Raw genomic sequence first — 25,410 nt, forward strand, 5'->3', positions numbered from 1 at the left:
ATTATCATTTACTCAACAGGGGTTCTGGTTTTTAGCTCAGTTTGAAATGCACAGTTCTTCCTATAATATGCCCAGTGCCGTGCGTTTACAGGGACAACTGAATGTAAAAGCGTTCCAACAAAGTTTCAATGAGATTTTACGCCGTCACGAAGCTTTACGAACTAATTTTCACACAATAGAAGGGCAACCTGTGGCGGTTATCTTACCACCAGCAGCAGTACAATTACCAATATTAAATATTAGTAATTTGCTGGCAAATCAACAGGAATTACAAGTTCAACAACAAGCAAGAGAAGAAGCGCAACAGGCTTTTGATTTAAACGAAGGTTTTTTACTGCGAGTCAAATTACTACGCCTGAGCGAACAAGAACATATATTACTTTTGACAATGCATCACATCGCTTCTGATGCTTGGTCAACAGATATTTTAATGCGTGAATTTGCCACTCTGTATCAAGCTTTTTGTGAGGGACAACCTGCACCATTAGCAGAGTTACCCATTCAATATGTTGATTTTGCAGCTTGGCAACGGCAATGGTTGCAAGGAGAAAGGCTAGAATCGCAGATATCTTATTGGCGAAAACAGTTAGAAGGCGCACCAAAATTATTAGAGTTACCAATAGATTTTCCCCGTCCGGCGATTCAAAGCTTCCGAGGTGCAACCTATACTTTTGAGCTACCCCAACAGCTATCTGTAGCTTTAAATCAGTTGAGTCAGCAACAGGGAAGCACCTTGTTTATGACATTGCTGGCAGCTTTCAAAACCTTACTATATCGTTACACTGGTAGCGAAGATATTGCTGTTGGTTCGCCAATTGGTAGCCGCAACCGAGCAGAGCTAGAAGGGCTGATTGGATTATTTATCAATACCCTTGTGCTACGAACTAACTTAGCAGAAAATACCACTTTTTCTGAACTACTAAAACGGGTAAGGGAAGTTGCTTTAGGAGCTTATGCCCATCAGGATTTACCTTTTGAATTGTTGGTTGAAGAACTGCAACCCCAGCGATATCTAAGCCATACACCACTATTTCAAGTGATGTTTGTGCTGCAAAATGCGCCGATGTCAGCTTTAGAGTTGCCGAATTTGACTTTGAGTTTATTAGAAAGCGATAGTGGTACTGCTAAATTTGATTTAAGCCTAGACATGACCAAAACAGAGTCAGGGTTAATCGGAAGTTTAGAATACAATACAGATTTATTCCAAGAAAGCACAATCAAACGGATGGCTGGTCACTTAGAAACGTTGCTTGAGGCAATTGTGGCAAATCCACAGCAACGTTTATCCCAGTTACCACTGTTAACGGTATCTGAACAGCATCAATTATTACGGGAGTGGAACGATACCAAAGTTTCTTATCCTATAGATAAATGTATTCATGAACTATTTACTACTCAGGTAGAACGGACACCAAATGCAGTAGCGGTAGTATTTCAACAACAGCGACTAACCTATCAAGAATTAAATAGCAAAGCCAATCAACTAGCACATTACTTACATTCATTAGGAGTAAACCAAAACGTACTAGTTGGTATTTGTGTAGAACGGTCTGTTGAAATGATTGTCGCCTTATTGGGAGTTCTCAAAGCTGGTGGAGCTTATGTACCTTTAGATCCTGCTTATCCAGAAGAACGCTTGAGTTTCATGCTGAGTAATTCACAAGTTTCAGTATTGCTGACTCAACAAAGCTTAGTATCAAGCTTACCAATTGAGAATGTCCCTGTAGTTTGTTTAGATAGGGACTGGGAGATAATTTCTCAACAAAGCCAGCTAAATCCAGACACTTACAGCAGCCCAGATGATTTAGCCTATGTAATTTATACCTCTGGTTCTACAGGCAAATCTAAAGGAGTAGCGATCGCCCATCACAGTTTAGTAAATAAATTTTATGCTTGGGCAAAAGCCTATCAACTCGATTCTCTAACTAGTCATTTGCAAATGGCAAGTTTTGCATTTGATGTCTTTTCAGGAGATTTAATTCGCGCTCTCTGTAGTGGTGCTAAGTTAGTCTTGTGTCCTCGTGAATGGCTTTTAGAAGCAGAAAATTTATATCAACTAATGCTCGCAGAAAAAGTTGATAGTGCCGAGTTTGTTCCCGTTGTATTGAAGAATTTGGTTCAATATCTAGAAAGAACTGGGCAAAATCTTCACTTCATGCGCTTGCTAGTAGTTGGTTCAGATACCTTATATGTCAAAGAATATCAAGAATTTCAACGTTTTTGTGGTGAGCAAACACGCTTGATTAATTCCTATGGAGTCACAGAAGCTACTATTGATAGTACATATTTTGAATTTACAGAAGTTAACTTATCTGAGAACGGACTAGTCCCAATCGGTCGTCCGTTTGCGAACACAGAAATTTATATATTAGACCCCTATCTACAACCAGTTCCTGTTGGTATTCCAGGAGAATTATATATCGGCGGCGTAGGATTAGCCGAAGGTTATTTGCATCGACCAGATTTAACAAAAGAGAAATTCATTATCTGGAATGGGGAAAAAAGATTATATAAAACTGGCGACAAAGCCAAATATTTAGCAGATGGTAATATTGAATTTTTAGGAAGACTAGATTATCAAATTAAGCTTCGTGGCTTCCGCATTGAATTAGGAGAAATTGAAGCAGTTATCAAGCAGTATCCAGATGTGAGTGAAGCTGTGGTCATTTCAAAAGAAGATGTTCCTGGTGATCAACGCTTGGTTGCATACTTTGTACATAATTCCCAAGTTGCTCAAATAAATCAACACAGTCAATTAGCCCTAGACTTACGTGAATTTCTAGAGCAGAAGCTTCCTGAATACATGATACCTGCTGCTTTTGTCGCACTAGAAGCATTGCCAATAACACCTAATGGAAAGTTAGATCGGCGGGCATTACCAGCACCAGAAGCAACACAAGTTATTATCCCAATCAGATTTTATTGCGCCTTCAACAGCAATTGAAGAAATGCTAGTAAATATCTGGACAGAGATATTAGGAATTGAAAATATAGGCATTCATCATAATTTCTTTAATTTGGGAGGACACTCCTTACTAGCAACTCGTCTAGTTGCTCAAATACGACAAGTCTTTCAAATAGAACTGCCTTTACGTCGCATCTTTGAAAAACCAACAATAGCTGGGTTAGCTAAAGATATTGAAAAAGCCTCCAAAGCTAACTTGGGAGTTGAATTAACAAAGATTGAACCAATTGAGCGATCGCCACATTTACCATTATCATTTGCACAACAAAGATTGTGGTTCCTTGCCGAATTAGAACCAAACAGTGCATCTTACAATATTCCCATTGCTGTTCATCTCCAGGGACAATTGAATGTAGAAGTATTGCAACAAAGTTTTAACGAAATTATCAATCGTCATGAAGCGTTGCAAACTAATTTTCACACCATAGAAGGGCAAGCCATAGCTGTTATTAGTGAAGCTGCACCTTTCATATTAACAATATTTGATATTAGCAACCTACCAGCAAATCAACTCGAAGCGGAAGTCAAACAACAAGCTTTACAAGAAGCCCAAACACCTTTTGACCTGAAAAAAGACTTACTGCTCAGGGTAAAACTATTACGTCTTGGCGAAGAAGAGCACGTAGTACTTTTGACAATGCAGCACATCGTTTCTGATGGTTGGTCAACAGGTATATTAGTACAGGAGTTAGCAACCCTTTATGAAGCTTTTTGTAACGGAGAACTTCTATCACCATTACCTCCGCTACCAATACAATATGTTGACTTTGCAGCTTGGCAACGACAATGGCTGCAAGGAGAAGTGTTAGAAACTCAAATGGCTTACTGGCGAAAACAGTTAGCAGACGCGCCAAAAGTATTAGAGTTACCTACTGACTACCCCAGACCTGCAATTCAAACTTTCCGGGGTGCAACCTACTCATTTAACTTATCGCATCAACTCTCGCTGGCGCTGAATAAATTAAGCCAGCAACAGGGAAGCACCTTGTTTATGACATTGCTGGCAGCTTTCCAAAGCCTACTATACCGTTACACTGGTAGCGAAGATATTGCGATCGGTTCGCCGATCGCCAATCGCAACCGCGCAGAAATCGAAGGGTTAATTGGTGTTTTTATCAATACTCTTGTACTACGAACTAACTTAGCTGGTAATCCTACTTTTGCTGAACTGCTAAAACGGGTACGGGAAGTTGCTTTGGGAGCTTATGCCCATCAGGATTTACCGTTTGAGTTGTTAGTTGAAGAACTGCAACCCCAGCGAGATTTAAGCCATACACCGCTATTTCAAGTGATGTTTGTGCTGCAAAATGCACCGATGTCAGCTTTAGAGTTGCCGAATTTGACCTTAACTATTTTAGAAAGTGATAGTGGTACTGCTCAATTTGATTTAAGCCTAGACATGACGGAAACAGAGTCAGGGTTAATCGGAAGTTTAGAATACAATACAGACTTATTCCAAGAAAGCACAATCAGGCGGATGGCTGGTCACTTAGAAACGCTCCTTGAAGGAATTGTGGTAAATTCTCAGCAGCGTTTATCCCAGCTACCACTGTTAACAGCATCTGAGCATCAATTATTAAGAGAATGGAATAACACAGAAGTTGTCTATCCTGTCGATAAATGTATTCATGAACTATTTGAACAGCAGGTAGAACGCACACCCGACGCAGTAGCAGTCGTCTATGTAGACGGGCAAAGCCCTGCTTCTCGTTCGCGTAGCGTCTCCGACAGGAGAAGAGTAAATCAGCAATTAACTTACAGAGAACTCAACACCAAAGCTAATCAACTTGCTCATTATTTACGTTCACAGGGAGTAAATAAAAACCTGCTAGTTGGTATTTGTGTTGATCGCTCTATTGAGATGATTGTTGCATTATTGGGAGTTCTTAAAGCTGGTAGAGCTTATGTACCTTTAGATCCTGCTTATCCTCAAGAGCGAATCGCTGATATTCTCGCAGATACTGAACTAGGCTTTTTGCTAACGCAAGAGCAATTCCTTGATAAACTGCTTGTTTATACTGGAAAAACAATTTCTTTAGATACGGATTGGCCATTAATTGCAACCCACAACACAGCTAACCCAATTAGCGACGTTCATCTGAATAATCTGGCCTATATTATTTATACCTCAGGTTCTACGGGTAAACCTAAGGGGGTAATGATTGAACATCGCTCAGTGATGAATTTTGTCATTACTACCATTGATAAATATGGAATCAATGCTAGCGATAAGGTTCTGCAATTTGCCTCAATCTGCTTTGATACATCTATTGAAGAAATCTTTCCTTGTCTTTCCGTCGGTGCAACCTTAGTGTTACGTACTGAAGAAATGCTCAACTCCAGCGAAGATTTTTGGCAGTGTTGCCAAAAATGGCAATTAACTGTTGTGGATCTGCCTACCGCATATTGGCATCAGTTAGTCGCAGAACTTAATACCGGAGATTCACGCATTCCTGAAGGCTTGAGAACTGTGATTATTGGTGGTGAAGAAGTTCAACTAGAAAAAGTGCAGCATTGGTATAGTTGTGTTGCTCATCTTTCCCAACCGCCGCAATTATTTAACAGTTACGGACCGACAGAAGCAACAGTTGTCACTACCTTAGAATGCTTAACCCCAGCAGCTACCTCTGTGAGCATTGGACGACCCATCAGCAATGCTCAGGTGTATGTTTTAGATAAATATCTGCAACCTTTACCTATTGGAGTTCCAGGAGAGTTGCATATTGGTGGAGCAGGATTAGCAAGAGGATACTGGCAACGTCCTGAACTGACGGCGGAGAAATTTATTGAGGTTTCTTCTCCTACACTCAAGCTATACAAAACTGGGGATTTAGTCAGATTCCGCACCGATGGCAATCTGGAATATTTGGGTAGAGTTGACAATCAAGTGAAGATTCGTGGCTTCCGCATCGAGTTGAGCGAAATTGAGACAGTATTGAGACAACACCCACAAGTATCGCAAGCTGTGGCGATCGCACATGAAGATATCCCAGGACAAAAGCGACTTGTGGCTTATTTTTTACCTCAAGTATCGCCACCAACCATCGATGAATTACGCGATTTCCTCAAGCAGAAACTACCGAATTACATGATTCCGGCAGCGTTCATGGTGCTGGAAAGTATACCGATGACTCCCAACCGCAAGGTAGACTACCGCGCTTTACCAACACCTGAATTTTCTCAAAGTAGTGAAGATAAATTTATTGCTCCTCGCACACTGATAGAAGAGAAGTTAGTGGCGATTTGGTCAGAAGTCTTAAGAGTAGAAAAGGTTGGCATCCACGATAACTTTTTTGCATTGGGTGGAGACTCTATCCTCAGCCTTCAAGTAATATCCAAAGCCAATCAAGCAGGACTGCACCTCACACCCAAACAATTGTTCCAACATCAAACTATTGCTGAACTAGCAACTGTTACTAGTACTAACACACAATTTTAGCCGAACAAGGTTTAGTTACTGGCTCATTCCCCTTAACACCTATCCAACGCTGGTTCTTCGAGGAAAATGCTAACTCTAATCATTACAATCAGGCTGTTTTATTAGAGGTACAACAAACACTCGATCCAATTTTTCTGGAGCAAGTCACAAATTCTTTGCTACAACACCACGACCTACTACGATCGCAATTCATCCAAGAATCATTAGGTTGGCAAGCAAGAATTACGGAATTTGAATCTGTAGCACCCATTACAGTCATAGATTTATCTGCATTACCTCCAGAAAGCCAAAGTACCGCCATAACTACGACTTGCAGTGAACTCCAAGCCAGCCTCAATCTATTTTCTGGAAAATTACTACAAGTAGCTTTATTTAATCTTGGTGTTAATCAGCACAGTCCGCTTGTTTATTGTTATTCATCACTTGGTTGTGGATGGAGTCTCTTGGCGAATCTTACTGGAAGATTTGCAAACAGCTTACGCACAGTTAAGTCGAGGTGAAACAATCAAATTATCACCAAAAACCACTTCTTTCAAACAATGGGCTTACCAGTTGCAAGAATATGCTCAATCACCAGCAGTACAAGAAGAAATGGATTATTGGGTGCAAACACTGCGTCAGTCCTTCTCATTTTTACCTGTAGATTATCCCGCAGGAGATAATACAGTTAGTTCTGCTGCAAGCGTGACAGTCACCTTGAATGCTGAAGAAACCAGAGCCTTGTTGCAAGATGTACCATCTGCTTACCGAACTCAAATCAACGATGCGTTGCTCTTAGCACTTGTACAGGTATTTGCTAAATGGACTGGACAAACTAGGCTTTTATTAGACTTGGAGGGACATGGTAGGGAAGAAATATTTTCAGACATAGACATCTCACGGACAATTGGTTGGTTTACTACTGTATTTCCGATTGTGTTAAGCGTCGAAGAGAATAGCAACATCGGAGAAACCTTAAAGATGGTAAAGGAACAACTCCGCCAAATCCCCAATCGTGGTATTGGTTACGGTTTGCTACGCTATCTAAGTAGCGATCGCTCCATTATCGCCCAGCTACAACAACTTCCTCAAGCCCAGGTGATTTTCAACTATCTAGGTCAGATAGACCAAGTATTGTCTGATTCGTCTCTGTTTCAACCAGCAACAGAATCTAGCGGTTCTGAAAGCAGCCTCCAGGAAAATCGCCAATATTTGTTAGAAATTGACGCGATTGTGGTTGCAAGTCAGTTACAGGTGAACTGGAAATATAGCCAAAATATCCATCAAACCAGCACAATCGAAAACCTAGCTCTCAATTTTGTTCAAGTATTGCGATCGCTAATTGCTCACTGTCAGTCCCTTAAGTCTAAAAGCTACACTCCTTCTGATTTTCCTCTAGCAAAACTGGATTGGCAAACATTAAATAGATTAGTCAACAGTAAACAGCAAATAGAAGATATTTATCCCCTTTCTTCTGTGCAGTATGGAATGCTGTTCCACCTACTTTATGATCCCAAATCATCAGCTTATTTGTGCCAAACAAGTTGTACTTTGCAGGGTAATCTCAATGTTTGGGCATTTGAGCAAGCCTGGAATAAAGTTATAGAGCGTCACTCAATTTTGCGTACTGCTTTTGTTTGGGAAGGTTTAGATACACCTCTGCAAATTGTACTACCACAAGTCCAACTCTATTTACAGCAGCAGGATTGGCAAAATCTCTCTGCAAGTGAACAACAAACTCGTCTGGCAGAATTTCTCCCAGCAGATTTAGATCGAGGCTTTAATTTGGATGAAGCACCCTTAATTCGCTTGACTTTGATTCAGTTAAGCCCAGATACTTATCACTTAATTTGGAACTGTCATCATATCTTATTCGATGGATGGTCTTTACCTTTGCTGTTGAAAGAAGTCTTTGGTTTTTACAAAGCATTGTCAAACAACCAACCGATGCAACTCCCAGCAAGCCGTCCTTATCGAGATTATATTGCTTGGTTACAACAACAAAATTTGCGATCGGCAGAGGCTTACTGGCGACAAACACTTGCAGGTGTTTACACACCAACACCACTACCTCTACAACAAACCTCTCACAAGTTGTCCTCAGAAGAAAGCCATTCTTATGAACAGGATATTCCGCTATCCCAAGCCACAACTAATGCCTTAGCATCCCTAACTCGTCAATATAAACTGACACTTAACACTTTAATGCAAGGTGTATGGGCATTACTACTCAGTCACTATAGCGGCGAGACAGATATCTTGTTTGGGGCTACTGTTTCTGGTCGTCCCCCTAGCCTCACAGCCGCCGAATCAATGATTGGGCTGTTTATTAATACCATCCCAGTCCGAGTAAAACTATCAAAAAAAGATTTATTCCTTCCTTGGCTAACACAAATTCAGCATAGCCAAGTTGAAGCACGTGAGTACGAGTTCAGCCCATTAGTCAAAATTCAAGAATGGAGTCAGATACCTAAAGGACTACCTTTATTTAATAACATTGTGGTGTTTGAGAATTATCCTGTTGATGATGCGTTAGAGTCAGAAAACATGGGTTTGGAAATTAAAAATGTGCGTTCCTGGAGTAGAAACCATTATCCTCTGACTTTAAGAGTTTTACCTGGAGCGGAATTGTCAATACAAATTCTGTGGATGAGCGAAACCAGTTCTCAACGGGTGAATGCAGGAGCTATCGCGCGGATAACTCAACATTTACAAATACTGTTGTCTGACATTAGTAGCAGTCCTCATTTTGAGATTCAGCAGTTACTAGAAAAATTGACAGCCGTTGATAAACAACAACAGCTAATTCAGAAATCTGAACTACAAGCAACAGAACGCCAAAAATTAAAAATGACTAAACGCAAAGCTATTCGAGACATTTGAAAAAAGGAATAAATACTATGGAACATCCCCAAACAACAAAACCAAATATTAAACAATTAGGTTTAACCACTCGTAAATCTGTCAATATATCGTCAGAGGAATTAGTTCGGACATCATATTTACAACCAGAAAGCTCTCTACCTTTAGTTGTTGAGCCAAATTTAGATAACTTAAATCTAGCAATTTGGACTCAAAATAATCGCTCTTGGATTCAAAACCAAATATTACAACATGGAGGTATACTTTTTCGCAGTTTTAATATCAAAGATGTCGCAGAGTTTCAGCAATTTATCCAAGCTCTCTCTGGAAATTTGCTAGAATATTCTTACCGTTCTACACCCCGTAATCATGTTAGTGGGAATATTTATACTTCTACAGAATATCCTGCCACTCATTTCATTCCTCTACATAATGAAATGTCTTACTCCCGTACTTGGCCTTTAAAAATTGCCTTTTTTTGCATTAAAAAAGCAGATCAAGGCGGAGAAACACCAATTGCTGACAGCCGCAAAATTTTTTCTCGAATAAATACAAAAATTAAAGAAAAGTTTTTGCAAAAAGGAGTAATGTATGTGCGAAACTATGGAGTAGGATTAGATTTATCATGGCAAAGTGTCTTTAATACTAATAATAAGCTCGATGTAGAAATATATTGCGATCGCACAGGAATTGAATTAGAGTGGAGAGATAAGGAAACTTCTGGTTTTAGCCTAAGAACTCGTCAAATTTGCCAAGCTGTTGCCAAGCATCCCCAAACATCAGAAATAGTTTGGTTTAATCAATCTCACTTATTTCATATATCAAGCTTAGAGCCAAGTGTTCGCACACAATTGTTAGCTAATTTCTCAGAAGAAGATTTACCACGTAATGCTTATTATGGCGATGGTTCGGTTATTGAAGATTCTATATTAGAAGAGATTCGGGAAATTTATCAGCAAGAAGCAATTATATTTCCTTGGCAAGAAGGAGATGTATTGTTATTAGATAATATGTTATCTGCTCATGGCAGAATGCCATTTCAAGGTTCCCGCAAGGTTGTAGTCGGGATGGCTGAAGAATATAATTCTCCAGAATATTAATCATCAGGGTGTAGTTAATATGCAAGCAAAACAGATTGAAGGTTTTAGATTATCTCCACAGCAAAAGCGGCTATGGTTGTTAGAAAATAGTGATGTATCTCCATTGCGGATTCAATGTGCAGTTTCTATCATAGGTAAACTAAATATTGAGATTTTAAGAACAGCCTTACAAAATGTAGTCAATCAGTACGAGATTTTTCGTACTACTTTTTATCAACTACCAGAAATGGAAGTACCATTACAGGTAATTGCAGATAATTATAAAATTGAGATTACTGAATTAAATTTTTGTAGTTTGGCTAGTGAAGAGCAAGAGAACCGTCTTAATGAGCTATTTAATGAACTTAAAAAAATACCTTTTGATTTAGAAGAAAAACCACCAATAGACGTATATATAATCACTTTATCTTCAGATAAACACATTTTAATGTTAACTTTATCTGCCTTAGTTGCAGATACTTACACTCTCAAATATTTGTTAAAGAAAATTACTGTTTCCTATGCAGCTTGTTTGCAAGGTCAAAACCTGGATGATGAACCACTACAATATGCAGATATTGCAGAATGGCAAAATCAAATTTTAGAATCAGATAATTCAGAATTAGGAAAAGAATATTGGCGCAATCAAGATATTAATACTGTTGATGATTTTAATCTGTGGTTTGAGAATAAACAAATTGAAAATGGCAATTTTCAGCCTCAATGTGTATCTTTAAATATTGATAATGATTTAGTTAAAAAAATAAAATTATTATCTTCAAAATATCAGATCAATAATGCCGATATTTTGCTGGCTTGTTGGTTGATACTGCTGGGTAAGATTACCAGAAAACCAGATTTATGTGTGGGAATTGTTGGCGATGGCAGAAAATATGCGGAATTATACCAAGCATTAGGGCTATTATCAAAATATTTACCGATCGCTTGTCATTTCAAACCCGAAATAAAATTTAGCGAAATCTTACAACAGATACATGAGTCAGTAAATAATGCCTGGGAATGGCAAGAATATTTTACTTGGGAAGAAACTGTAAAATCTGCTGATTTTTGTCCAGTTGCTTTTGAGTTTGCCGAATTCTCCGAAAATTATGCTGTGGCAGACTTATCGTTTTCTTTATCTAAGCTATATTCATGTATTGATAAATTTAAAATTAAATTAACTTGCCTGCATCAAGGAGATGCTTTAATTGCCGAGCTTCATTTTGATGAGCAATTATATAAGCTGGAGGATATCAAAACATTATCTGAACACTTTCAGACATTATTACAAGATGCGATCGCAAATCCAGAAGCAGGCATCAGTCAGCTAAATATTCTTAGCGATCGCCAGCTACAACAACTACTTGTAGAATTTAATAATACGAGTGTACATCATCCTCCAGATAGATGTATTCACCAACTATTTGAAGAACAAGTCAAACGCACACCGGATGAAATTGCCCTTGTCTTTGAGCAGCAGCAATTAACCTATTCACAGTTAAATGCACGAGCGAATCAACTAGCCCATCATTTACGTCAGCGAGGAGTTGGGGCGGAAGTCTTGGTAGGGCTTTATGTTGGACGTTCTCTAGAAATGATTATCGGGTTGCTGGGAATATTGAAAGCTGGCGGTGCATATATACCCTTAGATCCAAGCTATCCACACCAGCGTTTAGCGCAGATGTTAGAAGATGCTCAAGTACAAGTGCTGGTAACTCAACAGCAGTTACTCAAAGAGCTTCCCCAGCATCCACCAGAGGTAATATGTTTAGATGCAGATTCCGCAACAATCGCTCAACAAAGTCATGAAAATCCTGAAACTGAAGTCAAGCCGGAGAATTTAGTTTATGTCTTGTTTACCTCCGGTTCTACAGGTAAACCAAAAGGAGTTGCGGTTGAGCATCGCCAATTGTTCAACTACCTCAACGGGATACGCGCAAAAATAGATTTCTCTACCTGTCGTAGCTTTGCTCATGTTGCCACCTTTGCAGCTGACTTAGGCAACACAATGATTTTTCCCGCTTTGTGTGGCGGTGGATGTCTGCATATAATTTCCCAAGAACGGGCTACTAATCCCGAAGCACTGGGAGAGTATTTTCATCAACACAGCATTGACTGTCTGAAGATAGTTCCGGCTCATCTTGCAGCTTTACTCACAGCTGCTCAACCTCAAAAAATATTGCCTCGGCAACGCTTAATTTTAGGCGGTGAGGCTTGTAGTTGGCAGTTAATTGAGCAAATTCAGGCATTAGCACCCGATTGTCAGATTTTTAACCACTACGGGCCAACAGAAGCCACTGTTGGCGTGCTGACTTACCCAATAGATCAGAGTCGGACTGATTCTGCAACCGTACCGATTGGAAAAGCGATCGCCAACACACAAATTTACTTGCTAGATTCTCATCTGCAACCAGTACCGATTGGTGTACCGGGAGAACTGTATATTGGAGGGGATAGTTTAGCACGGGGTTACTTAAACCTACCCGAACTCACACTCGAAAAATTTATTCCTAATCCGTTTAACAATTCAAAATCTCATCGTTTGTATAAAACAGGGGATTTAGCCCGTTATTTACCAGACGGAAATATAGAGTTTTTAGGAAGAGTTGACGATCAGGTAAAAATTCGGGGCTTTCGCATCGAATTAGAAGAAATATTGCTCACCCTCCAGCAACATCCTGCGGTGCAACAGGCGATAGTTTGCAGTCGAGAAGATGTACCAGGTGACAAACGCTTAGTCGCTTATATCGTCTTCGAGCCAAAATCAGCCATTCCCCATCCCCAATCAACAGACTTGCGTGCTTTCCTCAGAGAAAAACTGCCTGAATATATGGTTCCTTCAGCCTTTGTGATGTTGAAGACTTTACCATTAACAGCTAACGGTAAAATAGATCGAGAAAAACTACCAGCACCAGAGCAAGTTCCACCAGAATTAGCCGCCACCTTTGTTGCTCCCCGCAACCAAACAGAAGAAGCGATCGCCAAAATTTGGGCAGAAGTTCTCGCTGTTGAGCAAGTGGGAATTCACGACAATTTCTTTGAGTTAGGAGGACATTCCCTAATAGCAACACAAGTGATTTCTCGCATCCGCCAATCTTTACAAGTAGAGTTGCCTTTGCGTCAGTTTTTTGATTCCCCCACCGTTGCTGATTTAGGGGTAATGCTAGCCCAAAACTTAGCAGAACAAACAGATGAGGCAATGTTAGCCCAGATGTTAGCAGAGTTAGAGGCACAGGAAGAAAGCCAAGAAGTTTTGGTAAAGGAAGGAGCAGACTTATGAGCGACTTAAACCAACGCATTGCCCAATTGTCTCCTGAAAAACGCGAGTTGCTTCTACAACGGCTCAATCAGAAAAAATCAACAATTGCGCCTTCCCAAATCCAACGCCAAAGCCGAGACTCTAACTATTTCCCTTTGTCATTTGCTCAACAAAGACTATGGTTTCTTTCCCAGTTAGAGCCGAATAATCCTTTCTATAATCAACCTACTGCTTTACGCTTAACTGGTCAGTTCAACATTGCCATATTAGAACAAAGCCTGAAGGAAATCATTCGCCGACACGAAATCTTACGCACAAGTTTTACCATAGTCAACGCCCAACCAGTCCAAGTCATCAATCCAGCCGTTGAATTGACATTACCAATAGTAGATTTACAAACCCTTTCTACAGAGCTTCAAGAACAGGAAGTACAAAAACTAGCCGAACAAGAAGCCCAACAGCCCTTTAACTTAGAGCAAGGGCTATTATTGCGAGTCACCATACTGCACCTGAGTGCAGAAGAACACGTAATTTTATTTACTACGCACCACATTATTTCTGATGGTTGGTCAACGGGAGTTTTAGTCCAAGAAATAGCCACACTCTACACAGCCTTTGCTAATTACCAGCTTTCACCCCTACCAGAACTTCCCATCCAGTATGCAGACTTTGCAGTTTGGCAGCGACAATATGTAACAGCAGAAGTACTCAAAACACAACTATCTTACTGGCAAAAGCAGCTAGCCAGTGCGACCTTAATTGATTTACCCACCGATTATCCCCGTCCGCCGATTCTCACATATCAAGGTGCGACAAAATCTTTTTTGCTGTCGGAGTCTGTAAGTACAGGTCTTAAGGCGATCGCGCAGCAAGAAGGTGTCACCCTGTTTATGATTTTGCTGACAGCCTTTAAAGTTCTACTACATCGCTACAGTCAGCAAGATGACATTGCAGTGGGAACTGCGATCGCCAATCGCAATCGGGCTGAGATCGAACCACTAATAGGCTTTTTTGTCAACACTTTAGTGCTGCGGACTAATTTGGGTGGTAATCCTAGTTTTCGTCAATTGCTGAAGCAAGTTAGAGAAGTGACATTAGGGGCTTACGCGCACCAAGATTTACCTTTTGAGCAGCTAGTAGAAGAACTAAAACCACAACGACATCTTAATCGTAACCCCTTATTTGATGTCATGTTTACCTTCCAGAATGCTCCTGCACAAGAGTTACAACTACCAGGATTAACTTTGGGTTTGCTGTCAGAACAGAGACAGGCAGCAATTTTTGATTTGACCCTTACAATGGCAGAGACAGAACAAGGGCTGGCTGGAACAATCGAGTACAGCACTGATTTATTTTATGCGAGTACAATTGAGCGGATGTTGGGACATTTTCAGGTGTTGTTAGCCGCAATAGTCGCGGAACCTGAGCAAAGTGTGTCGAGTTTGCCACTGTTAACAGCATCAGAACAGCAGCAGTTATTAGTAGAGTGGAATCATACTGATACTGAGTATCCCCAAGATAAATGTATCCAGGAACTATTTCAGCAACAAGTAGAACGAACACCTGAAGCAGTTGCAGTTGTCTATGACAATCAGCAATTAACTTATCGGGAACTCAACGCCAAAGCTAACCAACTCGCTCATTACCTGCGTTCATTGGGAGTCAAACCAGAAGTATTAGTAGGAATTTGCTTAGAGCGATCGCTCGAAATGGTGATTGGACTTTTAGCCATCCTCAAAGCCGGGGGAGCATACCTACCGCTTGATCCAGCTTATCCTTCAGAGCGTTTAGCTTTCATGTTAGAAGATGCTCAGGTGTCAGTACTGCTTACCCAACAAAAGTTAGCAGCCTTGTTGCCGCAACATCAAGCTCAAGTAGTTTGCATAGATACAGATTGGGAAAAAATTAACCAACAAAGTATTAATCAATTCATTAACTCAGCAAGTACTGAAAACTTAGCCTATGTAATCTACACTTCTGGCTCGACAGGTCAACCAAAAGGAGTGCAAATTACACACAAGGCTGTGGTTAATTTCTTAAGTGCAATGCAACAAAAGCCGGGGTTAACTCCCGAAGATATTTTCTTATCAGTCACTACCCTATCCTTTGATATTGCAGCACTAGAAATCTATCTACCACTGATTGTTGGCGCGCGTTTAATCTTAGTCAGCCGTGAGATAGCAACTGATGGTAGCCAATTGTTAAAACAATTAGTTTCCAGTCAAGCAAACGTCATGCAAGCAACACCAGCTACTTGGCGAATGCTACTAACGGCTGGGTGGAGTGGTACTAAACACTTAAAAATTCTTTGTGGAGGAGAAGCCCTTGATCGCTCCCTGGCTCATCAATTACTAGAACGCTCTCAGGAAGTTTGGAACCTCTACGGGCCGACAGAAACCACCATTTGGTCAGCAGTGCAGATGGTTGGAGAACAAACAGATGCGATTGTTACTATTGGTCGTGCGATCGCCAACACCCAATTTTATATCCTGGATCAACATCAAAATTTGCTTCCCATAGGAGTACCCGGTGAATTACATATTGGGGGTGCTGGTTTGGCTCGTGGTTACTTAAACCGCCCAGAACTGACAGTAGAAAAATTTATACCTAATCCCTTTAATAATTCCCAATTTAATCGTTTGTATAAAACAGGTGATTTAACTCGTTACCTACCAGACGGAACAATGGAGTTTCTGGGAAGGATTGATCATCAAGTTAAACTCCGTGGTTTCCGCATTGAACTGCGAGAAATTGAAACAATAATTAACCAGCATCCAGCAGTTGAAACAAATATAGTTTTGATGCGGGAGGATAAAAGTACTCAACGTTTAGTAACCTACATAGTTCCCCAGCCACAGCAAACACTAGAAATTACTGAACTGCGCCGCTTTTTAGAGTCCAAGTTGCCCAACTATATGCTGCCAAAGGCTTTTGTGATCTTAGAGAAACTACCATTAACACCAAATGGTAAAGTAAATCGTCGAGCTTTGCCAGCACCCGATCGCACACAGTTAATACAACAGTCAAATTTTGTTCCTGCTTCTACACCTGTGGAACAAATGCTAGTTAGTATTTGGGCTGACGTACTAGGAATTGATCAATTAAGCGTTCATGATAACTTCTTTGATTTGGGTGGACATTCATTACTCGCTACGCAACTAATTTCCCGAATTCGCCAGATTTTGCATTTAGAATTGCCTTTGCGCTGTTTGTTTGAAGCTCCCACTATTGCTGAACTAGCTTCAGTAATTCAAACAATGGTGATGCAGGGTCAAAACTGGCAAAATTACCCCATTCTCCCTTGTTCGCGCCAGGTAGAATTACCCTTATCTTTTGCTCAAAATAGACTGTGGTTTATCGATCAGTTGCAACCTGGTAATTCTGCGTACAATATCTTCGACGCTATCCGCCTGAAAGGTTCACTAAATCTCACAGCACTAAAACAAAGCATTAACGAAATTATTAGACGACATGAAATATTACGCACCCAATTTATTGCTGTAGATGGAGAAGCAATGCAGGTGATTGTCCCTGCCTTGCAATTAAATTTACCATTAATAGACCTGCAAACCCTTTCAGCAACAGCGCAAGAAGCAGAAGTACAAAAGCTAATTACTCAAGCAGCTCAACAGCCATTTGATTTAACTCAAGCGCCTTTAGTACGGATATCTCTCCTAAAACTAAACACCACAGAACATATAGTGCTATTCACAATGCACCATATTATCTCTGATGCTTGGTCAATGGGGATACTGATTCGAGAATTGACAGTTCTTTATCAAGCCTACTTGGATGGCAAACCCTCTCTGCGAGACGCTACGAGTAGCTTGCTTCCCCAAAATACACCCTTACCAGAATTGCCTGTTCAGTATGCAGACTTTGCAGTTTGGCAAAGACAATGGTTGCAAGGAGAAATGCTAGAAACCCAACTTAGCTACTGGAAGCAGCAGCTTGGTGTCTCTTTACCAGTACTAAACTTACCCTACTCCCAGACTTCCGCAAACACCAACAGTGGAGGTATCTACACCTGTAAATTATCTACAGAACTGTCTACAGCACTTCAGAAACTCAGCCGTGAGGCCAATGTCACTCTGTTTATGACAATGGTAGCTGGCTTGCAAACACTGCTATACCGCTACACCGGACAAGATGACATTGTTATTGGTACTGATGTTGCCAACCGCAACCGAGCCGAAACGGAAGGACTAATTGGCTTTTTTGTCAACCTGCTGTTGCTACGCACTCACCTTGGTGGCTACCCCAGTTTTCGAGAACATTTGCAGCGAGTACGAGAAGTAACTTTGGGAGCTTATGCTCACCAAGATTTTCCTTTTGAAAAGTTGGTGGAGGAACTACAACCAGAGCGACGTTTAAGCCATACACCTTTATTTCAGGTGTTATTTGTAATGGATAACGTTCCCACAGCTAACTTAGAACTTCCAGGTTTAACACTGCTTCCTTTAGAGACAAAAAATGAATCAGCTAAATTTGATTTAACTCTGTTCGTCTCAGAAACAGAGCAGGAAATTGCCGCTACTTTCTGTTACAAAGCCGATCTTTTTGATGCAGCTACAATCGTTCGGATGGCAGAAAACTTTCAAGCGCTGCTGCATAGCATTGTTAACCATCCTGATGAACGCATCAACACTTGAGATATGCTTACCGACACTGAAAAGCAACAAAAAAATATGGTAGAAGCAAAACATGAAGAAATTAAGCTGAAGAAGTTTATTGGGATTAAACCAAAATCTGTTAAGTTACCAGCAGGAGAGTTAATTAAAAATGATTATCTCCAACCGGAACAAACACTTCCTTTGGTAATTAAGCCAAATATTAACGATATTGATATTATTGATTGGGCTAAAAATAATAGAGAATTTTTAAGCAGTAAGCTAAAACATCACGGCGCGATTCTTTTTCGTGATTGCAACATTAATTCTGTAGCCACATTTGAAAAATTAGCTCAAGCTATTTGTCCAGAATTATTTGGTGAGTATGGTGATTTACCAAGGGAAGAAATAGGTAGTAAAGTTTATGGTTCTACACCTTATCCAGAAGACCAAGCAATTCTATTTCATAACGAAAGTTCTCATATGCACTGCTGGCCGCTAAAAATCTGGTTTTTTTGTTTGCAACCAGCACAACAAGGCGGAGAAACACCAATTGTAGACTGTCGAAAACTTTATCAACTCCTTAATTCTCAAATTCGAGAAACTTTAGAGAAAAAACAATTAATGTATGTACGTAATTACATTGAAGGGTTAGATGTAAGTTGGCAAGACTTTTTTCATACTAGCGATAAAACAGTAGTAGAAAATTATTGCCATAAAGCTGGGATTGAGTTTGAATGGCTACCAAACAATAATTTACGAACTCGCAAAATAAGACCCGCAATAGTCAATCATCCATACACAGGAGAAAAGGTATTTTTTAATCAAATTCAGTTACATCACATCTCATGTTTAGAAGCCACAGTCAGAGAATCTTTATTATCAATATTTGGTGAAACAAATGTGCCACGTAATGTATATTACGGTGATGGTTCTGCGATTGAAGATGCAGTGATGGCAGAAATTAATCAAGTATATCAACAAGCTACTATCAGTTTTCCTTGGCAGCAAGGAGATGTCTTAATGTTAGACAATATGTTAACTGCTCATGGTCGCTTTCCTTATATTGGGCCACGAAAAATTGTGGTAGCGATGGGAGAAATGATGAATTCTGTAGATGTTTAATTAGGAGTTAACCATGAAAAGTGAAGTTATCGAAGGTTTTCAATTTTCTCCCCAGCAAAAGCGTCTGTGGTTGTTGCAACAAGATAGTAATATCTATGTCTCTCAAGTTGCTATCCTTTTGGAAGGAATACTTGATATAGAAGTTTTGCAAGCGGCTACGCAAAAAGTTGTTCATCGTCATGAAATTCTGCGGACAAGTTTTCACCGCCGACCAGGAATTAAGTTTCCTCTTCAGATTATAGATAAAGCAAGCACTGTATCATGGTGCTGTATCAATTTGAAAAATTTTCATCAGCAGGAACAAAGGCTAAAGATTGCGGAGTTACTTCAGGAAGAAAAATGCTCAGTTTCTCAATCAGAAAAAGCAGCTTTGGTGCGTTTTTCGTTACTATCTCTTGCTGACAACCAACATATTTTAATTGTAAGTTTGCCATCTTTGTGTGCAGATGCATGGACACTAAAAAATATAGTTAGAGAAATTAGCCTCAGTTATGCTTTATGTTTACAAAGGCAAGATTTTTCGGATGAACCCGTACAATATCTGCAATTTTCGGAATGGCAAAATGAGCTTTTAGCAGAGGAAGATGCAAAAATTGGCACAGGCTATTGGCAAAAAAAAGAATTCAAAGATGTAGAGCCTTTAAAACTACCTTTTGAATTAAGTAATCATAGCCAAATAGATTTTTATCCAGATATTCACTCTTTAAATTTACCCACAGATTTAGCCAAGAATATAACTGAGTTTGTTACGAAAAATCATACAAATTATCATGATTTTCTCTTGTCGTGTTGGTATATACTAATATGGCGTTTAACTAAAAAACCAGAAATTGTTATACATAATTTATATAATGGTAGAAAATACGAAGAACTACATGAAACTCTAGGATTATTAGCTAAATTCTTGCCTTTAAGTTGTCCGATTACTCAAGAATTTAAATTTAGGGAAGTTTTATCTTCTATTGGCGTAACATCATCGCCAAGCGGAACAATATCAGGAATATTTCTTACAAGCAGATATTAAAAATAGCCACAATCACTGCTTAATACCAATTGGTTTTGAATTTGAAGAAATACCTGAAAATTACAGTCGTGGTGGGGTAATTTTCTCTATTTATCAAAAATTTGTCTGCCAGGAAAGATTTAAAATTAAACTGAATTGCATTCAACAGCAAGATTGTCTAATTACAGAATTTTATTACGATCCTTATCTATTTGCAGCCGAAAATATTAAACTTTTAGCCAGACAATTTCAGACTTTAGTAACAAGTGTTGTTACTAACCCAGAAGTGTCTGTAGGAAGCTTGGAAATTATTGATCGTCAAGAACGCCATAAGTTATTAGTAGAACTTAATAACACTCAGACTAATTATCCGCAAGATAAATGCTTTCATCAGCTATTTGAGGAACAAGTCAATAAAACTCCTAATCAAATTGCGGTTATCTTCGGAGAACAACAATTAACTTATGCAGAGTTGAATTTACGAGCCGATCGCCTAGCATCTTACTTAAGGCGGTTAGGAGTTGAACCAGAAGTGTTGGTAGGTTTATATACAGAGCGTTCGTTCGAAGACGTTGCGAAGGCATCGCTCGATACCATAGTTGCAATGCTCGCTATTCTCAAAGCTGGAGGTGCTTACCTACCCCTAGATCCAGCACTACCAGCAGCATGCCTTAGCTTATCGTTTACAAGATGCTGGCGTATCAGTCCTTTTAAGACACAGCGATCGCTAGTTGGTAAAATTCCCGCTAATACTGCACAAATAATTTGTCTAGATACCGATTGGGAAGTAATTAACGCAGAAAATCCAGAAGATTGTTCAAGTAAGGTACAGCCAAACAACTTAGATATATGCCATCTATACTTCTGGTTCCTACAGGTCAACCAAAAGCTGTTTTAGTCGAACATCGTCAACTTGTTAACTATATTTACGCAATCATAGACAGATTAGACTTAGTGAAGGGTGCTAGCTTTGCTACAGTTTCGACTTTTGCAGCAGATTTAGGCAATACAGTCATCTTTCCCGCATTGTGTACAGGCGGATGTTTGCATATTATTCCTCAAGAAACAGCATCCGATCCTCAAGCACTTGCTGACTATTTCCAGCGCCATCCGATAGACTATCTCAAAATAGTTCCTTCTCATCTCACTGCGCTTTTGGCTGCGTCTCCAACCTCGTCAATTTCTACCGCGACGGAGTTTAATTTTGGGTGGTGAAGCTAGCACTTGGCAACTAGTTAATCAACTCCAAGAATTAGCAGGTGAATGTCAAATGTTTAATCATTATGGCCCGACTGAAACAACTGTAGGAGTGTTAACTTATCCCATCACTCAACCAACACAACAACTACCATCTACTGTTCCCTTGGGACAACCTTTAGCTAATACTCAAGTTTACGTCTTAGACGAACAATTGCAACTTGTACCAATAGGTGTACCGGGTGAATTGTATATCGGTGGTGCGGGGTTAGCCAGAGGTTATTTAAATCAACCAGAACTTACAGTCGCAAGATTTATTCAAAATCCCTTTGTATCCGATTCTCAAGCACGTTTATATAAAACAGGTGACAAAGTAAGCTATTTAAATGATGGTAATTTGCAATTTCTGGGACGAGTCGATCGCCAAGTAAAAATCAGAGGTTTTCGTATCGAATTAGAGGAAATTGAAACAACACTTAAACAACATTCAGGTGTGCAAGAAGTGGTAGTTAGAGCCACAGAAGAAACACTAGGTAACAAACGTTTAGTAGCATATATAGTTATTAGCCCTCAGTTTCGCCTGATTAATCAAAATTATCAGGCGATCGCCAGTGTTTTCCGCAGCTTTTGTTTAGATAAATTGCCAGAATATGCTATCCCCTCTATTTTCGTATTACTCAAAGCATTACCACTAACAGCTAATGGTAAAATTGACTATCAAGCACTACCAACTCCCGAACAAAGTCGCCCCGAATTAGAACAACTTTATGTAGCACCGCGTACAGGCTTGGAAAGACAACTAGCAGAAATTTGGTCAGAGATCCTAGGTTTAGAACAAGTAGGAATTTATGATAATTTCTTTGAGTTGGGTGGACATTCTTTACTCATCACTCAACTACTGGCAAAAATCCGAAAAGCCTTCAGTGTAGAACTTCCTTTAAAGCTTTTATTTGATGCACCTACTATTGCTGATTTAGCCGCACAAATAGACAACACACAGATAGCTACTTCAGATATCAATCTTGATTCCGAAGCTGTTTTAGACCCAAAAATTGTTCCTGCAACTAAATATGTACAGAAAACAACTCCACCTGCTGCTATTTTATTAACAGGTGCGACAGGTTTTTTGGGAGCTTTTTTACTTTACGAACTCCTACAACAGACAACAGGAGATATCTATTGTTTGATTCGGGCGAAAACAACTGAACTTGCTACAAAACGACTACAAAATCATTTAAAATCTTATTTATTGTGGGATGAAAGTTTTAATCAACGCGTTATTCCCTTAATAGGAGATTTAGCTCAACCACTCTTAGGACTTTCAGCCGATAAATTTGCAGCGTATCGCTGCTCAAATCGATGTAATTTATCATAACGGTGCATTCGTCAATTTCACCTATCCTTATTCCCAACTCAAAGCCGCAAATGTCTTGGGAACTCAAGAAGTTTTAAGATTAGCGGCACAAATTAAAGTTAAAGCCAGTACATTTTTATTTCTACCATTGGTGTTGTTGGTGCTTGCTGATTCTGCTTTAGAAATCATCCGAGAAGAGACACCGATTAATCACAGTGCAAAAATAAGTAGTGGCTATACCCAAAGTAAATGGGTAGTCAGAAAAATTAGTTCACCATAGCAGGCGATCGCGGAATCCCCATATCTATATATCGACCAGGACGGATTTCTGGAGATAGTAAAACAGGAGTTTGCAATATCGATGATCATACCTTCAGAATGATTCGCGGGTGTATCCAACTCGGTAGCGTTCCCAAAGATGACACGATGGTTAACTTAACCCCTGTAGATTATGCCAGTCAAGCCATAATTTACTTATCACAACAACCAACCTCATTAGGCAAAGTTTTTCACCTAATCAATCCCCAACCTTTACCTTGGGAAGAAGTGGTTAACTCAATCGTCTCTTTTGGTCTATCCACTTCAACAAATTGACTACACACAATGGCGTTTCAAAACTACTAAAAGAAGTTCGAGCTGATCGCCTAACAATCCCTTATCTCCCTAGTCGCAACACTTACTAATCAAGAATCTCAAAACACCAGTATTGAAGATTCTGCAACCCAGCAAATTGATATGCAAAATACCCTCACTGGATTAGCAGAAACTACAATTATTTGTCCACCACTAGATACAGAATTGTTAACCACCTATCTTTCTTATCTAATTCGCAGTGGTTTCTTAGAACATCCCTCAAACCATAGCTAACAATAAAACTCTGCGTTTACCTTAGCGTCACTTTGCGTTTTAAATCCTAAAAAATTATGCTTTCATCAACTCGTTATTCTGCTCTCAAAAGTGTAGGATTTCAAAAAGTAGAGTGCTACAACAAAGACGATATCCTCACAGGAACAGACGATGCTATTGTAGCACTATTTTGTCTGACACAAAATAAATAATATATTTAAATAACAGCAAAAAATATATGTTCATTGCCCAACAAAGCTCTTTAACCGATACGCAAAAAATCGGTGAAATATTATCTACTATCAATCTAACTACACATCAACGGGAATATTTAGAAGATTTTATTACCCGTTATAATCAAAAGACCAAAATATCAAAGCAGCTTGCCCAAGCTAATCGTACATTTTTAGCTGATAATAAAACCTTTGTTGATTTCGATATTCCTCTTAAAGAAATTTTTTATCCTATTGTTACCAAACATTCTTCTGGCTGCAAGGTATGGGATGTAGATGGTAACGAATATATAGATTTAGTGATGGGATTTGGTGTTAATCTATTCGGTCATAATCCACCTTTTATCAAAGAAGCATTAGCCGCGCAACTAGAAAAAGGTATACAACTAGGTTCTCAATCAGAAATTATTGGTGAAGTTGCTCAATTGATTTGCGAACTCACAAAAATGGAGCGAGTCGCATTCAGTAACACAGGCACAGAAGCCATAATGACAGCAATTCGCATGGCAAGAACAGTTACAGGACGTAATAAAATTGTCATATTTTCTAACTCTTATCATGGTCATTTTGATGGTACATTAGGGAAAGTTAAAATTACAGATGATAAGTTACAAACTGTACCAATTGCACTAGGAATACCGTCAAATTTTGTTGAAGATATTTTAGTTCTAAAATACGGTGAACAGGAATCACTTGAAGCGATCGCCAATAATGCTCAAGATATAGCTGCGGTTTTGGTTGAGCCAGTTCAGAAAGAAAATTTAGATTTACAACCCCAAACCTTCCTTCAGCAACTGAGAAAATTAACTAAAGAATCGGGAATAGCTTTAATTTTCGATGAAATGGTAACAGGTTTTCGCATTCATCCAGGTGGCGCTCAAGCTTGGTTTGGCATAGAAGCAGACATTGCCGCCTATGGTAAAATCGTTGGTGGTGGAATAGCGATCGGCATCATTGCAGGCAAAGCTAATTTTATGGATGCGATCGATGGTGGAATGTGGGATTATGGAGATTTATCATCTCCTCACCAAAAAACTACTTTTTTTGCGGGAACTTACTGCAAGCATCCCCTAGCTTTAGCAGCAGCTAAAGCAGTTTTACAACATTTAAAAACTCAAGGTTCTACTCTACAAACTGAGTTAAATCAACGCACAACCAAGTTTATAAAAACCTTGAATACTTACTTTGATCAAGAAGGATTACCTATCCAACTCACAAATTTTGGTTCACTTTTTGGCCCTGTTTATTCAGAAAATGATAACGAAGAAGATGCTGGTAATTCCGAGATTTCCTTAGCTTATAATTTACTTTATTATCATCTGCTTGACCAGGGAATTATGTTGAGGGGTAATGGAGGGTTTTTATCTACAGCCCATACAGATGAAGATATTAATCAAATTATTCAGGCTGTTAAAAATAGCATATCAAAACTCCGAGAGGGTGAATTTTTACCTTAATA

General features: G+C 39.4%; 10 protein-coding genes and 4 pseudogenes. All 14 read left to right on the plus strand.

Features of this window, described 5'->3' with window-relative positions; translation table 11 throughout:
- Positions 1-46: 46 nt before the first annotated feature.
- A pseudogene (locus tag ANSO36C_RS35315) lies at positions 47-7,820 on the plus strand (amino acid adenylation domain-containing protein); the annotation flags it as partial.
- Positions 7,821-7,895: 75 nt separating this feature from the next.
- Positions 7,896-9,266, plus strand: a pseudogene (locus tag ANSO36C_RS35320) (condensation domain-containing protein); the annotation flags it as partial.
- A 17-nt stretch (positions 9,267-9,283) separates the two neighbouring features.
- Positions 9,284-10,345 (plus strand): TauD/TfdA family dioxygenase, encoded by a 1,062-nt coding sequence (locus ANSO36C_RS27175; protein WP_251957286.1) that lies wholly within the window; start codon positions 9,284-9,286, stop codon positions 10,343-10,345.
- Between the two features lie 19 nt (positions 10,346-10,364).
- Positions 10,365-19,318, plus strand: a pseudogene (locus tag ANSO36C_RS35145) (amino acid adenylation domain-containing protein).
- Between the two features lie 13 nt (positions 19,319-19,331).
- Complete coding sequence (locus ANSO36C_RS27195) at positions 19,332-20,342, plus strand: condensation domain-containing protein (protein WP_251957293.1); 1,011 nt, start codon at positions 19,332-19,334, stop codon at positions 20,340-20,342.
- Positions 20,343-20,607: 265 nt separating this feature from the next.
- Positions 20,608-21,219, plus strand: coding sequence for an AMP-binding protein (locus ANSO36C_RS27200; protein ID WP_251957294.1), 612 nt, complete (start codon positions 20,608-20,610; stop codon positions 21,217-21,219).
- Positions 21,171-21,536 carry an AMP-binding protein gene (locus ANSO36C_RS27205; protein ID WP_251957295.1) on the plus strand — a complete coding sequence of 122 codons (366 nt, stop codon included), beginning with the start codon at positions 21,171-21,173 and terminating at the stop codon, positions 21,534-21,536. Before ANSO36C_RS27200 ends, ANSO36C_RS27205 begins: the two co-directional genes overlap by 49 nt.
- Positions 21,526-22,893 (plus strand): SDR family oxidoreductase, encoded by a 1,368-nt coding sequence (locus tag ANSO36C_RS27210; protein ID WP_251957296.1) that lies wholly within the window; start codon positions 21,526-21,528, stop codon positions 22,891-22,893. Before ANSO36C_RS27205 ends, ANSO36C_RS27210 begins: the two co-directional genes overlap by 11 nt.
- Entirely contained in the window at positions 22,853-23,152 is a 300-nt protein-coding gene (locus ANSO36C_RS27215; protein WP_251957297.1) for an SDR family oxidoreductase, read from the plus strand. Before ANSO36C_RS27210 ends, ANSO36C_RS27215 begins: the two co-directional genes overlap by 41 nt.
- A 44-nt stretch (positions 23,153-23,196) precedes the next feature.
- Positions 23,197-23,280, plus strand: a pseudogene (locus ANSO36C_RS27220) (hypothetical protein); the annotation flags it as partial.
- 18 nt (positions 23,281-23,298) lie between these two features.
- Complete coding sequence (locus ANSO36C_RS27225) at positions 23,299-23,466, plus strand: hypothetical protein (RefSeq protein ID WP_251957298.1); 168 nt, start codon at positions 23,299-23,301, stop codon at positions 23,464-23,466.
- 141 nt (positions 23,467-23,607) lie between these two features.
- Positions 23,608-23,739, plus strand: a complete 132-nt coding sequence (locus ANSO36C_RS33985; RefSeq protein WP_267145337.1) for a hypothetical protein — start codon at positions 23,608-23,610, stop codon at positions 23,737-23,739.
- Between the two features lie 56 nt (positions 23,740-23,795).
- Positions 23,796-23,930, plus strand: a complete 135-nt coding sequence (locus ANSO36C_RS33990) for a hypothetical protein (RefSeq protein ID WP_267145338.1) — start codon at positions 23,796-23,798, stop codon at positions 23,928-23,930.
- A 26-nt stretch (positions 23,931-23,956) separates the two neighbouring features.
- Positions 23,957-25,408 carry an aspartate aminotransferase family protein gene (locus ANSO36C_RS27230; RefSeq protein WP_251957299.1) on the plus strand — a complete coding sequence of 484 codons (1,452 nt, stop codon included), beginning with the start codon at positions 23,957-23,959 and terminating at the stop codon, positions 25,406-25,408.
- Positions 25,409-25,410 lie beyond the last annotated feature (2 nt).

Source organism: Nostoc cf. commune SO-36 (assembly GCF_023734775.1).
Taxonomy (GTDB): Bacteria; Cyanobacteriota; Cyanobacteriia; order Cyanobacteriales; family Nostocaceae; genus Nostoc; species Nostoc commune_A.